The organism is Candidatus Symbiopectobacterium sp. NZEC127, from assembly GCF_025962675.1.
Classification (GTDB): Bacteria; Pseudomonadota; Gammaproteobacteria; order Enterobacterales; family Enterobacteriaceae; genus Symbiopectobacterium.
Genome location: NZ_JAGFPG010000001.1, coordinates 1,061,078 through 1,076,685 on the forward strand (window position 1 = coordinate 1,061,078; position 15,608 = coordinate 1,076,685).

The following is a 15,608-nucleotide window of genomic DNA, read 5'->3' on the forward strand; positions in this document are numbered from 1 at the left end:
CCGGGCCATGACTACGCTTTGTTGAGCCCCAATTGCCCTTTCGCACCGATGAAACACAGCAGCAGAGCGCCCCACAGTGCCAGAGTAAGATACGGGCTGACGCCCATAATATTGAAGCCGCTTTCAATGGTTTGCAGCAGGATCAGCGCCAGCACCATGCCGATAATCTTTCCGCTGCCGCCATCGGGATTCACACCGCCCAGCACCACCGCCAGAATGGCGGTCAACAGGTAAGATTCCCCGTAAGAGGCTTTGGCGGAGTTGAGTTTCGACATCATTAAAAACGCCGCCACGGCGCACAACAGCGCTGAAATCACATACACCCACAGCAGCACCCGACGCGTATTGATGCCAGAATAGGCGGTGGCGCGCTCATTAGAGCCGATAAGATAAATCGCTCTGCCAAGTGTGCTGCGCTCCAGCACCAGCCACAGTCCGATGGCAACCACCACAAACAGCCACATCGGCAGCGGTACCCCAAACCACTGTGCGCGATTTAACCACAGCACCCATTCGGGATAATTGGCAATGGCACTGCCGCCGGTAATCAAAATATTGATCCCCTTGAGCAGCGTCATCATGCCGAGCGTCGCCAGGATTGGAGACACCCGCAAACCCGCAATCAACACGCCGTTGCACAGCCCAATCAGCGCCGCCGCCCCCACGCCCGCCACCAGCGTGGCGACGATGGATAACAGCGATGGCGGGTAGCTGACCGCCACCCAGGCCATCACCAGCGAGCAGGCATTTGCCGTCGAAATGATCGACAGGTTGATGCCACCGCACAGCATGGTGACCGCCATGCCCAACGTTAATATGCCAAGCACCGGCATCTGCGAGGCGATGGACTGAAAGTTATTCGCCGACCAAAACACCTCCGGCATGGTGATGCTAAAACCAACCACCGTCAGCACCAACAAGCCCATCAGGTAGGTTTCTACGTTCTCGCGCAGTGATATCTTCATAGCAGACTCCGGTTTTGGTGCTGGCTCCACGCCGTGGCGCTGATGCTGACCACAATAATGATACCGGTGATCAAGGTCTGCCAATAGGAAGAGACCCCCAGCAAATTCAGCCCATTCTGCAACACCGCCAGCAGGATCACCCCGAGCACGGTGCCAATCAGCGTGCCGCGCCCGCCCACCAGGCTAGTACCGCCCAGCACCACCGCAGCCAGCACCGTCAGTTCGTAGCCCAGCAGCGAGTCCGGTGCCACGGTGCGCACCGTCCAGGATTGCACCACGCCCGCCACGCCGGACATCAGTCCCATATAGCCATAAACGAAGCATTGCAGCAGCAATACGCTAAAGCCAAGGCGACTGGCCGATTCACGGTTTCCACCCAAGGCGTAAATCTTGCGCCCAACGGTGGTGAAATTCATGATAAACGCAGTCAACGCCAGCACCGCGAACATGGTGAGCATGGGCAAGCCCAGCCCGTAGTCGTAGCCGTCAGCGTCGGTGTACTTGAACAGCATAAAGCCTGATTCAAACCACGCGGGAAAGTCGTACAACCACACCCCTTTGCTAAACCACAGCAGCAGACCGTAAAAGATGTTCAGCGTGGAGATGGTGATGATGATGGAAGGCACACGCAGCCGATTCACCAGAATGGCATTCACGCTGCCCAACAGAATGCCCACACCGCCAGCAATCAGATAAGCCACCACGAAGTTGCCGCCAATATCGCGCAACACCAGCACCATCACGTACTGTGCGATGATCGCCATGGCCGGAAAAGAGATATCGATTCCGCCGGAAATCAGCACCATAAACAGCCCGCAGGCCAGAATGGTCAACATGGCGTAGTTGTTGACCAAATCGTACAAATTCCCCAGTGTCAGAAACTCGTCGCTACGCCAGGCCAGCACGATAAACAGCACCAGAATCAGCAACGCCAGCCAGATTTCATGCCGGTAATTTTTAACATCAGCCATTGACGACTCCGGCAATCTCGGTGGGGTTACTGGTGCCCGGCGTGAACGTATGATGGATTTCCCCCTGTTTCATCACCAGGATACGGTGACTTTGATACCAGGCTTCATCCAGTTCGTCACAGATCATCAGAATGGCGATCCCTTGCGCCGCCAGTTCGCTGATAATGTGATAAATACCGGCTTTATTCGCGATATCGACGCCGACCGTGGGGCTGTCCAGAATCAGTACCCGGGGTTCGATTGCCAGCCATTTGGCAATCGAAATGCGCTGCGCGTTGCCTCCCGACAGCGTACTCACCGGCAAGCGCGGATCGGGCGCTTTGATACTGAGCGCGGCGATCAGCCGGTTCACTATCGCCTGCACCTGTTTTTTGCGGATCAGCCCGCAGGCATTGCGCACTTTGTCGAAAATAGTGCTGATAATATTGTCCTCAATGGACTGCGCCATCACCAATCCGCGCGACATACGGTCTTCCGACACATAGCCAATACCGTAGCGCAGTGCGTCACGGTTACTGCGCAACTGCACCGTTTGACCGTCGATGAGTATCTCTCCGCTGTCAGGCCGCGTCATGCCAAACAGGCTCAGGCAGAGTTCGGTGCGCCCCGCCCCCAGCAGCCCGATGATGGAAACTATTTCTCCGGCACCGATTGCAAACGAGATATCGCGGTATTCCCCCGCGCGGCTGAGTTGCCGCACCTCGAGCACGTTGCGCGATGCATCACCCTGCCAGGGTTCGCGGATGTGGTAGTCAAAAGCTTGCCCGGTCATCAGCATGCCGAGCTGGCGTGTGCTCATGTCGTTGGCCGGATAGGTTCCCACCAGATTGCCGTCTTTCAGCACGGTGATGCGATCGGATACCGCCATGACCTCTTCCAACCGGTGGCTAACGAACACCACGCAGATACCGCGCTCACGCAGTTGGCGTACCACGTGCAGCAACCCGTCTACTTCCTGATGCGTCAAGGAGGCGGTGGGCTCATCCATAATGATCAGCCTGGCATCCTGCGCCAGCGCCCGACAGATAGCCACCAGTTGGCAGCGCGCAATCGAGAGCGACTCCACCTGCGCATCGAGCGGTACGTTGACGTTGATGCTGGCCAACGCGCGCTCGGCAATCTGGCGCAGCGCCGTGCGTTTAACCAGCAGGCCGTGATGATAGTGGTTGATAACGATGTTTTCCCAGACGCTGAGATTGGGAAACAGCGATAAATCCTGATAGATAACCTGGATACCCTGCGCTACCGACGCACCTGGCGTCAATTTAGGCCAGATTTTACCGCCCAGCGCGATGCGCGCCTTGGCATCCGGCTGGTAGACCCCGGAAATAATCTTGATGAGCGTGGACTTGCCGCAGCCGTTTTGTCCGGCAAGGCAGTGCACTTCGCCCGGCATAAAAGTGAGCGAAATATCATTGAGCGCACGCGTGCCATGAAACGTTTTACTGACATGGCTCAGGGACAGGAATGGTTCCATAACACCCCCTGGCAAACGGGAAAGCGGGGCGCAATGCGCCCCGAATAAGCAGAATCAATAGAGCGTATCGATGTTTTCTTTGGTCACCAGCAGGACTTTGTGGAAACGAATGATCCGTTTTTCGTTATCCACATCCGCTTTGCCAAGATTTTTAACCGAGAAACCCTCGGCGATCGCTTCACCGTTGAGCAAGGTGCTGGCCACCGCCGCTAACGCATAGCCTGCGCTGGCAGGATCGTAAGTGATGCCCGCGGTGATATCGCCACTTTTGATCAGCGACGCCGCTTGCGACGGGATCATCATGCCGTACACCGCCACTTTATTCTTCGCGCGTTTCTCCTGCACCGCCCGCCCGGCGCCGATGGGGCCGTTCGAACCGAAGGACACCACCGCTTTCATATCCGGATACGCGCGCATCAAATCCAGCGTGGTGCGACGCGAATCATCCACGCTTTCCGCCACCGGCATACGCTTGGTGACTTCAAACATGTCGGGATAATGTTCTTTCTGGTATTTCACCAGCAAATCTGCCCACAGGTTGTGCTGCGGCACCGTCAGGCTACCCACATAGATGACGTAACCCCCTTTCCCCCCCATACGTTTTGCCATCTGCTCCACGTATTCGGCGGCGAATTTTTGGTTATCAATGATTTCGACATCCCAGTTGGCACTGGGTTGTCCCGGTGATTCGTTGGTCAGCACCACGATGCCGCCATCACGCGCTTTCTTGAACACCGGCTCTAGAACGTTGGCGTCATTTGGCACGATGGTAATGGCATTGACTTTGCGGGCAATCAGATCCTCGATGATCTTGACCTGTTGGGGCGCATCGGTACTGGCGGGCCCCACCTGCGTCGCATTGACGTTAAAATCCTTACCGGCCTGAACGACACCTTCGCCCATACGGTTGAACCAGGGCATACCATCCACTTTGGCGATATTGACGACCGTTTTTTGTTCTGCATAGACTGGTGTTGCGATAAGCGACATGCCCAACAGCAGGGAGGACACTACGCCACAGAGAAGACGTTTTTTCATCATTTTCAGCCTCGTTATTCACCATTTGCCAGGACACTGCGCCACGGTGACCTACCCGTGTTGCGGTGTTCCACATAACGCCGCCGCGTCATCTGCCGATGGAGGTTATTTTTTCAGCTTACGTTTGTTGTCTTAGTAGGGTGATTTTTCAGTAAAAATCCAAGAAAGGGTAATCTTGGGGCGGGCGACGAGAAATGCAGTTTCCTGCTATTTATATGGATAAACACCCCATCTCGTCAGAATGTGATGCAACTCGCATTGTTAGCATCAATATAATAAGCGACGGAATGATTTGAATGCATCATTCATAAAAAATCGCTGCTTACCTTCATAGCATAGTTGAAATTAAAAGCGGGGAAAGCGGTCATCTGTGGCAACGATCACACTGTAATGCGCCTGTTCGACATTGCACTCAGCATAGGGTAATTGGCTGTCATGCACGTTGATGCCCAATTGATAAATCAGATTTTCAGAAATGAGGTGGGTAAAGTTTTCCCACTGTTCAACAGACATATCAGATAAATAGTCATTGCCATTTTTCTGGTATTTTATTTTCCTTAATGCTTCTGGCAATGCTTCCCTTACCGCCTGTGGTGAATACAGGGTAAACTCACCGTTAGCAATGGTATTGTTGTAAATCAGCGCATCAACACATTCACCATCAGACATCGATAAATAACCATAAATTTCGCCCATATTCTCGATAGCGTTGTTTATCGCCGCGTGTATTTTAGGTTCCCAGCCGTTATTTTCTATTTCCCGTAAAATAACGGATTTATCAACATCCAACCAACTTTCATCCCTATCATGCAGCATCAAGGCTGCCCGAAACTGGCAGGCACCGTCTTCACTCAACGCATAGCGCAGTTGACCGTTGTTGTGGTTAAAGGTTGCGTAATCGACCGCATCAAACGTCCCTTGTTGCGGTGTATACCATTTCGGTTTAATGGGTAAACCGTCGAGCTGCATAATTTTTTCTTTCACCAAGGCCGGAATATTATCCACGCAGGGTCCCTCGTCCTTGAGGTGCGTACCGGCGATAAACAGCAGCGTAAATCGGTCCTGTAGAAAGGTATTGTTGATCCACTGGGGGAAATCGGTGATTAACGACTGACACTGGGCGCGCGCCTGTTGGGCGACGTCGGCAGTTCCGCCCTCATCCTGGCACACGATACGGCAGAGATGATCCTGGGCGAGCGTTGCCACCTCGCCTTTTCCCAGAGCGATATTTTGTAATAACTCAAGACTCTCACCACAGTTGTTTTTTGCTTGATGATATACGCTATCAAGATGTTGTTTTACGCTGAGACCATCACCGCCGTCACGATGCAGAGATGTCCCTTCGATAGCCGCGGAAATAAGCACATCAAGCCGATGGCTATGCAGTTTCGAATCATAAAAGGGTGATGATGGAATTAGCGATGAGCACGATCGGTGCGGGACCAAGATAGACATAACGATGACTTTCCGTGTAAAAGATAGCGTGGTTTTACACCGTTAACCCGAGATATTCATTCAAAAAATAAGCCGTTATTTTTTAACGGCTACTGTCTCTCCTTTATGACAAGAGAGGATTGACACCACCAGCCGTTATAACCCTTTGTAGCGCAGTGGCATACGCCGAATACCGGTGTGCTTATTGCTGCGCACCCACTCCACCGGGCCATTTAATGCGAAAGTATCAATGTGGTTTAGCAATTCCCGAAAGACAATCCGCATCTCCAGGGTCGCCAACTGCGCCCCCAGGCAGCCGTGCCCGCCACTGCCGAACGCCAGATGGGCATTTTTTTCCCGACTGATATCGAAGGTAAAGGGGTTTTCAAACTGCTGTTCATCGCGATTGGCCGAGGCCCACCACAGTGTCACTTTCTCGCCAGCTCTGATGCGTTTACCCGCGATATCAACATCGCGCGTCGCGGTGCGGCGGTTGTACGGCGTCGGTGAGGTCCAGCGCAAAATTTCCTCCAGCGCCCGGTTCATGCGTGCAGGTTCACGTTGCAGCAACTGCCACTGTTCCGGGTGCTGAATAAACGCCAGTATTCCGCCCGCAATGGCATTGCGCGTGGTTTCCAAACCGGCCACCATCACCACGCTAAACACCATGACCTGCTCCATAGGGGTCAAACTGCCCAGTTCCGCAGAAAGTTCTCCCGCAATCGCCAGCGAAACAATGTCATCACCGGGGGCTTGGCGACGCTGTTCCACAAAGCGCTGCGCGTAAGCCATAAACTGCTGCATGCCTTGCTGGCTGCTGACACTGCTCTGCCCCAATTGGCGATCGGCATAATCAAGCACCGCATTGATCCAACCTGAGATCGGGTGCCGGTCTTCGGGGGGGATCCCGACCAAATGGGCAATGGCAAACAGAGGAAGTTCGGCGGCGATATCAGAGACAAAATCCCCTTCGCCTTTGGCTAACGCGCTCACCACCGCCTGACGCGCCGCCACAGTAAGAATCGGCTCCAATGCAGCGATGCGCCCACGGGTGATCCCCGGCGCCATCAGACGCCGTAAGGCTTTGTGGCGCGGATCGTCCATCATATTGATGACAGTCCCCGGCCCTGCGGCGCTGGGGAGATCCTCTATCATGGTTCCGCCCCCGGCACGATCTCCGCCTCGGTGCGAGGAGAAGGTATCGATGTCTCTGGCGAGCGGCACAATATCCTGATAGCGAGTAAACACCCAAAAACCTTCGTTATCAGGCGTCAACGGCGTGGCCGGATGATACAGCGCGCCGCTATTTTGTCGCAATTGCGTGAACACAGAATGGGGGAAACCTTGCGAGAACAGCGTCAAATCGGTTAAATCAACGTCAGGCAGCGGCCAACGCGTGGCGCAATGCTGACTATCACACAGCGGCTCAGACATCATCTTCTCCTGGTTCTTCGCGGGGATGTACAATGCGCCATCCTTCGGCGCGCACTTTTGCCTGCCAAAAGGCCGCATAGCGTCCGTTCATGGCCAACAACTGTTGATGGTTGCCCTGCTCCACGATTTGCCCGTGATCGAGGACCAAGATGCGATCTGCATTGCGGATGGTGTGCAGTTGATGCGCAATGACCAGCATCGTGCAGCGACCGCGCAACGCGCTAAGCCCCTGTGCGATCGCTTCCTGATTTTCCGGATCCAATGCGCCAGTCGCTTCATCCAACAGCAGGATTGGCGCATTTTTCAGCAATGCGCGCGCCAGTGCAGCACGCTGACGTTCACCGCCCGACAACAATCCGCCCCCTTCCCCAACTCGGTTATCCAGCCCCAGCGGTAAACGCTGCACCACCTCGTCCAAACGCGTCAGTTTCAGGACGTTTTGCAAGGTGTCATCATCAGCGGCAGGGTTGCCCATCAGCAGGTTTTCCCGCAGGGTGCCACTGAACAGATAATTGTCCTGAAACACCTGAGAAATCATGTTCATGTGTTGCATGACCGGAAAGTTTTTTACATTGATGCCGCCAATCTCAATCACCCCGCTATCCGGATCGAAAAAACGGGCAATCAATTTGGTCAAGGTGGTTTTCCCCGAACCGGATGCCCCTACCACGGCGGTCATGCTATTGGCTGGCAGCATCGCTGAAACATGTTGCAGCACCCGAACGCCAGGTTGGTAACTGAAGTCCACGTCCCGCAATTCGATGGCGTAGTGTTGCGGTGAAGGCACGGACTCGGTCGGTGCCGGTAACGACAGTTGTGACAGCACGTTTTCTGCCGCCTCCATCTGGGTTGACGCCATACGGATGCCGGAGCCATAAGAAGCCACTTCACTCAGGGGGTCGATAACCCGGCTCACCAGCACCAGTAAGGCAAACAGCGTGGTTTGCTGCGCGGCATCGCCCTCCATCACCACCAGCCAGGTAATTCCCGCCATCAACGTCATCAAGGCTAATTGCCCCAACCAGGTGTTCAGCAGCAGCGGCGGCAACACCAGCCACAGTTGACGCCGTGCGGCCCGGCTCTGCGCCACCAACGCCTGATCAAATTGCCGATACCCCTGCGCAGCCTTGCCATAGGTGCGTAACACCGGCTGGCTTTGTGCGAACTCCACCATGCGATCGCACGCCTGTGCATTGGCGGTCTGAACGGCCCGATCGGCGGTGCGCCCCAGTCGTCCGGCCCACCAATACACCAATCCCAGCATGGGAAACAGGCAGGCGGCGCACAGCGCTACGCGCCAGTCGAAAAAACTGGTTGCCACCACCACCACCGCGGGCGTGATCACCGCCCGCAACAGGGGGGTTAACTGGTGGGCGGGTAAGCCCAGGATCTCCATCACCCCCTGACTGAGCAACAGCCCCAACCGGCTGGTATTGGCGCGCACAAACCAGCCAAGCGGAAGTGTGACCACATGGTCGCCGATGCGACGGCGCAGTTGGTTCATCAAGGTTGCCGCCACCTGAAACCCACTGTGCGCCGCGCGATAATGCAGATATCCTGTCAGCACCACGCCCACGCCTAGCGGCAGCAACCACAACGATGCATCATCCACGCGGTGATCCAGCAGGGCGCGGATGATGGGCACCACCAGCACAAAGGTCAGCCCTTGCATCAGGCAATATCCGCACACCCACAGCAAATAATGACGCAGCAACAGCGCGTGAGATTTCCCCATCAGTCTGGTCAATCGCATCAACAGCATATCGCCTCCTGCTGCCCTTGTTGTGCCGCCCACAGCCGCGCATATTCACCGCCGCTGGCCAGCAAATCGGCATGGCACCCTTGTGCCTCAATGCGGCCGTGCGACAGCACGACAATGTTATCGGCGTGTGTGATGGTCTCCAGCCGGTGGGCGATCACCAGCACCACCTGACGACGCTGGTGGGCGATCAACGCATTGAACGCTGCCTGTATCGCCGCTTCTGATTCGGCATCCGCCTGTGCGGTAGGCTCATCCAGCACCAGCACGGCGGGTTGCAGCAACAGCGCGCGGGCAATGCTGACCCGCTGAGCTTCACCGCCAGACAGTGTGGCATCATCGCCGTATACCGATTGATAACCGCGCGGCAAACGCAGGATGCGTTCATGAATATACGCGGCCTTGGCAGCAGCAATGACCTGTTCTTCACTGGCCTGCGGATCGCCCAACGCGATGTTGTCATACAGGCTCATGCGCAACAGTTGCGTGTCCTGAAACACCGTACCGATCTGGCGATATAAATGTCGGCTGTCAATCTGGCTCAACGCAACGCCCCCCAACGTGATTTGGCCGCGATCGGGGACATCGAAGCGCAACAATAAGCGAGCCAGGGTTGATTTCCCCGCGCCAGAGGCACCGACCAACGCGGTTACCGTGCCAGGAGAGAGCGTCAGCGAGAGGTTGTGTAACAGGGGGGCACAGGGCTGATAGCCAAAATCAATCTGGTCAAACACTACCTCGTTATTCTGAGGAAAACGGCTGGGTGTCGGCTCCGGTTGCAGCGGTATCGCCAGCAGCGTGGCGAGCCGCTCTAACGCGGCTTTCGCCATGCGCAGCGATTGCGCACTGTGGCTTAGCGTGGTCACGGGCACAGAGATCCCGAGCGCAATCACCAAAAACGGCAACAGTTCTGTCACCCCGAGCATACCTTGGCGCATAAACCCGATACCGCCGACCAGCATCAACATCAGCAAGGTAATGGGCGCAATGATCACCGCAGACAAACACTCGGGTTTGATCAACGGCAGCGCCCAATCCAGGAAAAAACGCTGGAAATCCGTTGTTGCCCGACAATACGCCTCATGGGCTTTACCGCTCAGACCAAAGGTCTTAACCACGGTGATGCCCTGCACGTACTCCACCACTGATTGGTTCACCTGTGCCAGCGCCGTGCCGTATTCAGACATTTTGCGTTGACACCCTTGCTGTACCTGCCGATAGAACACCATAAACAGCAGCAGCGGTACCAGGGCAACCAACGTCATGCGCCAGTCAACCCACAGTAGGTAGCCATAGACAAACAACAGCGTGGCGCATGCATTGGTGATATTGAGCCAGGCGTGCGCCACCAGATGATGAATCGCCGTGACATCGTCCTGAAGCCCCTGTTTGATCCGTCCGCTGCTCTGGGCGGTAAACCAGCCAAGCGGAGCCTGAGACAAACGTTGTGCTAATTGGCGACGTAGCGACAACGCCAAATGATTATCAGCCAGATGGGTGATCAGTTCCGCCAGACCGCGCAAGGCCAAACCGGAAGCCAGACAGGCGCAGGCCAGCATAATGACGTGCCAGGCCTCCTGATGTCGCGTCGGCGATACACTCATCAGCACCTGAATCAATTCACACAATTCAACCAGCGGAACCAATACCAACCCTGCCGAAAATATTTGCAGCAGCGCGGCGAGCGCAATCCAGCCGCGAATAGGCGCTAACAGTGACGCCGGTTTGATACTCTCAAGCGAATCAGTAGGTGACGATAGAGGGATTATCGGCTCCGGCATTAACGGGCTCTCCTTGTTGCTGGGGTAATGAAGGGGTGATGCCCGACGAGGGGCTAAGCAGTAACACCCGATGGCACAGCGCACGCACGCTTTCCACCTGATGCGTGATCAGCAACAGCGCCATGTGATGCTCATGGCAAAGTCGTTGTAACAGCATAAGAATCTCTCTGGCGGTGAGCGCATCCAGCGCTGAAGTGACTTCGTCACAAATCAACACGGCGGGTTTACCTGCCAGCGCGCGCGCCAGGGCAACCCGCTGCAACTCCCCGCCGGAGAGCTGTGCCGGAAAGCGACGTGCATAAGCAGCGGGCAAGGCAACCGTTGCCAGCAAGCGTTCAACGCTGTGCTCCTGATAAATGCCGTAACGCCGCAATGCCTGTTGTAACTGTGCGCCAATGCGCCGAAAGGGATTGAGGGTTCGAGCCGGATCCTGCGGCACCAGCGCCACCGCCTGCTGTTGATAACGTTGACGCTGTTTCACCGCAGCCGCCAACGGCTCCCCCGCTAAGCGCAGCGTTCCTTGCCGAGGTGCCAGAAGCCCGATCACGGTTTTAGCCAGCGTACTTTTCCCCACGCCGGACACCCCGTGTAACGCCACCATCTCTCCGGCAAAAAGCAGCAAAGACAACGGCGGTAACGGCGGGCTGGAACACGGCAGCGCCAGCAGCAGGCGATCGAGTTCGAGTACCGGGGCCGTGCGGGTAGTGACTGGAATCGGAGTCGATGAAATGTCCGGTACCTGCCACTGTTTCAGCAAGGGAATAGCGGTCTGGGCCAGCAGGCTAGACACTGGGCCATACGCCTGCTGTTGTCCTTGCTGTAATACCAGTAGATGGGTTGCCACGTCGCGGACACTGACCGCATCATGGCTGATAAGCAACAGCGCACAGCGATGCTGCCGCCGCCAGCGATTCAGCAGCGCAATCATGTTACGCCGCTGGGCTTCATCAAGGCCGGCAAAGGGTTCATCCAACAGGAGCAATTGAGGCCGCTTGAGCAACACGCGAATTAACGCCACGCGTCGCCGCTGACCGCCGGACAGTTGATGTGGATAGCGTTGCAGGAAGGCCCTATCCGCCGGTAAACCCAATGCGCGCAGAAACGTGACGGCGTCACTTATCGTTGCGGGCGTTTTTGCAATAAACCCCAGCAACAGTTGCTCAATGCGCTGCGTCGGCACCAACTCCTGCGCCGGATCCTGCCCCAGCCAGGCACACTGCTGCGCGCGCAGCGTTCGTAAACGCGCAGCATCAGCATCATGCACCGCACAACCGCAACAGACGATCTCCCCCGTCACCCTGCGCATGCCCGGTGCCAGTTCCCCGAGTAACGCACGCAGCAGCGTACTCTTTCCCGCCCCGCTACGCCCGACAACCGCCAAGGCGTCATCAGCAGCAAGCTGGAAGGAGACCCCTGCCAGCACCGGGTTGCCTGCGGCGTCTTCAACGCCTAATTCCGCGACTTGCAACACCGGCGATATCATCCGTGCCCCCGGCGGTCAACCGCCCGATTGATCAACATCATCACGCTGGCGATGCTGACGGCGGGCAATAACAAGGCACAGGGATTGAGTACCATCCCTTCAAGGCTTTCACGGACCATGCTGGCCCAGTCATTCCCCTGTCCGACCGCATTGATCCCAAGAAAGCTGGCAGCGGAAAACAGATAAAAAGCGCCCGCCAGACGCGTTGCCCCATCGCCCAACAGCGCCGGATACACCCCCGGCAGGATTTCGCGCCGGAGCAACAGCCCGGTAGAATCGCCCGCGGCGCGGGCAACCATGGCGTAATCGCTGTCCAGCATCGGCTCGGCCAGCGCGCGGATAAAACGTGCGGTAAAGGGCGCGCTCAGCAGCATGATGGCAAACAGCAGCGTTAAGGGTGAGGGACCGAGCGCGTAATAGGTCATCATCACGATCAGCAACGGCGGCAACATCAGGATACTGTCTAACAACGCGGTCAGTTGATACCCGCGATCGGGCAACACCAGCAGCACCAGGCCCGTAACGAGCCCGGCAAAGGACGCTGCCACCGTTGCCATCAGCGAAAACAGCAGCATGGCAACGCCACCGTGCAAGGTACGGCTCAGCACATCGCGCCCCAGCGCGTCAGTTCCACACCAAAACAGCGCATCCGGCGCTTGCCACGGCAATCCAACGCTACGCGCCGGATCATAAGGTGCCAAACCCGGTGCGACCAGAACGCACAGCACCACCAACAGCACCGTTTTCATGCGGTTGTGCGCCGCGTTATCAGGCTGGAAAGGATATCCGCCACCAGCCAGCACACCGCAGTATTCAGCGCCAGCAGCATGACAATCCCCTGAAGCAAGGCACCGTCTCGGGCGTTAAACGCGTCAACCCACAGGCTGCCCAGGCCGGGGTAACCAAACAAGCGCTCGACCACAATGGCTCCCCCCAGCAGGTAAGGAAGGGTGGCTGCAACAATCGGAATCAGCGGGGCCGCCGCGTTCGGCAATAAATAGTCGCGCAGCAATACTCCCGTCGCCACACCGTTTAATCGGGCGCTGATAAACCACGGTGCCTGAACCTGCTGCAACAGCGTGATCCGCACCATCCGCAGCAGGTAACACCCAGCAACCAGTCCTAAGGTCAATGCGGGCAGCACCAGATTACGCGCCTGCTCGGCAACGCTGGCGGTGTCGGCCAGCAGGGATACCGCAGGCAATCCCCCCAACCACACGGAAAACAGCAGAATGAGCAGCGTGGCAATCACAAATTCAGGGATACTCAGTCCTGCCAGGGCCAGCGCGGATAACCATCGATCGGGCCCGGCCTTGTGACAGAGCGCGGCGACAACGCCCCCCGTGAAGCCCAGCAGCAGCATGACAACGGCCGCACAGGCCGCCAGCGTCGCACTGCGCTTCATCGCGGGCAGAATCACGTCTGTCACGGGCCGTTGGCTCGTCAGTGAGCGTCCCCACTCACCGCTTAACGTGCCCTTGAACCAGTTCAGATAGCGCTCCATGACCGGTTTATCCAGACCGTATTGATGACGCCAGTAGGCCAGGGCCGACGGCGTTGCCCGCTCGCCCAGCGCCCGGTCCACCGCGTCACCCGGTGCTGTTGCCACTGCATAAAACGTCAGCACGCTCACCAGCCACAGGGAAAGCAGCGTGGTCAACACCCGCAGCAGGCAAAATCGTTTGAGATTAACGACCATTTGCCAGCGCGCCTTTTATCCAGTCAGCATCGGCAAACAGCGGTACGCCTTGACTTAACTCCACGCCCTGCAAGTCAGCCGCCGCCGCTGACAACTGATCCCGGTAGCCCCACACCAGATAGGGTCCGTCATGCATCACTTGCATTTGCAACTGTTGCAGCAGCGGTTGCTGCAACGACGGTTCGGGCGTGGCGCGCAGGCGTGTCACCCGCTCTGCCATACTGGCGGGATACCACCCTCCGTAGTTATAGGGATTGTTGTCGCCGAACAACACGGGCAGCGCGGCCACAAAGGGACGGTTGAGCGCAAACATCGCCATTAACGGCGTTTGATGGAGCCGCCCAATATCACTGAGGTAGTCTGCCGGGTTAAGCCGCACCAGCGTCAGGGTGACGCCAATCTCCGCCAGTTGCTGGCGCAGCAGTTCGGCGGCGTTGTTTAGCCCTGGGGTCAAATCGGCCGTCAGCAGGGTTAACGTGGTAATGCCTTTTTGCGCAAACACCTGACGCGCCGCCTCGACATCGTGTTTTATCGGCCAGGCCAGCGTATTCCCGCCGGGTAAACCTTGACCAAACAAATCGTTCCCCGGATAACCATAGCCTTCCAACACCACATCCACTAAACGTTGGCGATTCACCAGCGCCTTCAACGCCTGACGCACTTCAACATCGTTAAACGGCGGAATACGCGTGTTCATGGAAAAATAGAAGGCGTTGGCTCCGGCAATACCGCTGCGCAGCACGCGGAATTTAGGTTGGTCTTTCAACATACGCGCGCTGCTGACGGGGATATCGAATGCATAATCGGCGGCACCGCTCAGCAACGCATTGACACGCGCAGCCGCATCGGCCAAGGGACGAATAACGATGCGCTGAAAGTAAACGGCGGGCTGCCAGGCATAGGGATTACGCGTGAGCTCGGCACCGTTGATACCGTCAAACAGACTCACCTGCCAGGGGCCGCTGCATACGGGGAAATCGCCCGCCCGCGCACCGGCTTTCCACACCATGCTGGCTGCCGCCAGCACCGCAGGCACCAGATCGGCGCGCGGATGTCGCAGTTGCAACTTCAGCGTCAGGGCATCCGGTATGGCACTCTGTGCGAAATCAACATCCTGAAAAAAACTGCCAAAACCGATGGACTGCGACAACTGCTGTAGGCTGGTCAACACGTTGGTGGCCGATAAGCGGCTACCGTCAGAGAAATAGACATCGGGGCGCAGACGTATTGTCCAACGCGTTGCATCCTCATTCGGTTCAATGGCCGTAGCCAGCTGATACTCCAGCCGCCCATTGCGCCACCTGACCAGCACATCACACACGTTTCCCATCACCGCCCAGGGAAAGTAGGTTTGTGCCTGACCATACTCCAGCGTCTCATTTTGACTGCCGAGCATCACCACCCGCAGTGTTTTGTCATCGCGCGTGGTATGAGATATGTCGCTATGTCCCCAGAAGAACCCAACGGCAGCAACCAGCAAAGCAAGAAGTACAACAACCCGCAGTGTTATTCTCTGTTTTCTCATCCGAATCCTGAATCCTGATAATGCCAGCGTGCGCCGCCCAGC

At 56.8% G+C, this 15,608-nt stretch carries 12 protein-coding genes; all 12 read right to left on the reverse strand.

Annotated elements, in window-relative coordinates; all coding sequences use genetic code 11:
* Positions 1 to 11 precede the first annotated feature (11 nt).
* Positions 12 to 965 carry an ABC transporter permease gene (locus tag J5069_RS04925; protein WP_264642800.1) on the reverse strand — a complete coding sequence of 318 codons (954 nt, stop codon included), beginning with the start codon at positions 963 to 965 and terminating at the stop codon, positions 12 to 14.
* Positions 962 to 1,936: an ABC transporter permease gene (locus J5069_RS04930; protein ID WP_264642801.1), complete on the reverse strand. Its 975-nt coding sequence runs from the start codon at positions 1,934 to 1,936 to the stop codon at positions 962 to 964. Before J5069_RS04930 ends, J5069_RS04925 begins: the two co-directional genes overlap by 4 nt.
* The gene (locus tag J5069_RS04935) at positions 1,929 to 3,413 is read right to left on the reverse strand and encodes a sugar ABC transporter ATP-binding protein (RefSeq protein ID WP_264642802.1); all 1,485 of its coding nucleotides are present in this window, start codon (positions 3,411 to 3,413) and stop codon (positions 1,929 to 1,931) included. Before J5069_RS04935 ends, J5069_RS04930 begins: the two co-directional genes overlap by 8 nt.
* Before the next feature lie 54 nt (positions 3,414 to 3,467).
* A complete protein-coding gene (locus J5069_RS04940) occupies positions 3,468 to 4,451 on the reverse strand; it encodes an autoinducer 2 ABC transporter substrate-binding protein (protein ID WP_264625190.1) in 984 nt (327 codons plus the stop codon).
* Between the two features lie 345 nt (positions 4,452 to 4,796).
* Positions 4,797 to 5,657, reverse strand: coding sequence for a hypothetical protein (locus J5069_RS04945; protein WP_264642803.1), 861 nt, complete (start codon positions 5,655 to 5,657; stop codon positions 4,797 to 4,799).
* A gap of 384 nt (positions 5,658 to 6,041) precedes the next feature.
* On the reverse strand, positions 6,042 to 7,322 hold the full coding sequence (locus J5069_RS04950) for a cytochrome P450 (protein WP_264642804.1): 1,281 nt from the start codon (positions 7,320 to 7,322) through the stop codon (positions 6,042 to 6,044).
* On the reverse strand, positions 7,312 to 9,081 hold the full coding sequence (locus J5069_RS04955) for an ABC transporter ATP-binding protein (protein ID WP_264642805.1): 1,770 nt from the start codon (positions 9,079 to 9,081) through the stop codon (positions 7,312 to 7,314). The genes J5069_RS04950 and J5069_RS04955 overlap by 11 nt, the downstream gene beginning before the upstream one ends.
* Entirely contained in the window at positions 9,072 to 10,859 is a 1,788-nt protein-coding gene (locus J5069_RS04960) for an ABC transporter ATP-binding protein (RefSeq protein WP_264642806.1), read from the reverse strand. Before J5069_RS04960 ends, J5069_RS04955 begins: the two co-directional genes overlap by 10 nt.
* On the reverse strand, positions 10,822 to 12,342 hold the full coding sequence (locus J5069_RS04965) for an ABC transporter ATP-binding protein (protein ID WP_264642807.1): 1,521 nt from the start codon (positions 12,340 to 12,342) through the stop codon (positions 10,822 to 10,824). The genes J5069_RS04960 and J5069_RS04965 overlap by 38 nt, the downstream gene beginning before the upstream one ends.
* Complete coding sequence (locus J5069_RS04970; protein WP_264642808.1) at positions 12,339 to 13,091, reverse strand: ABC transporter permease; 753 nt, start codon at positions 13,089 to 13,091, stop codon at positions 12,339 to 12,341. Before J5069_RS04970 ends, J5069_RS04965 begins: the two co-directional genes overlap by 4 nt.
* Entirely contained in the window at positions 13,088 to 14,041 is a 954-nt protein-coding gene (locus tag J5069_RS04975; protein ID WP_264642809.1) for an ABC transporter permease, read from the reverse strand. The genes J5069_RS04970 and J5069_RS04975 overlap by 4 nt, the downstream gene beginning before the upstream one ends.
* Positions 14,031 to 15,566: an ABC transporter substrate-binding protein gene (locus J5069_RS04980; RefSeq protein WP_264642810.1), complete on the reverse strand. Its 1,536-nt coding sequence runs from the start codon at positions 15,564 to 15,566 to the stop codon at positions 14,031 to 14,033. Before J5069_RS04980 ends, J5069_RS04975 begins: the two co-directional genes overlap by 11 nt.
* Between the last annotated feature and the right edge of the window lie 42 nt (positions 15,567 to 15,608).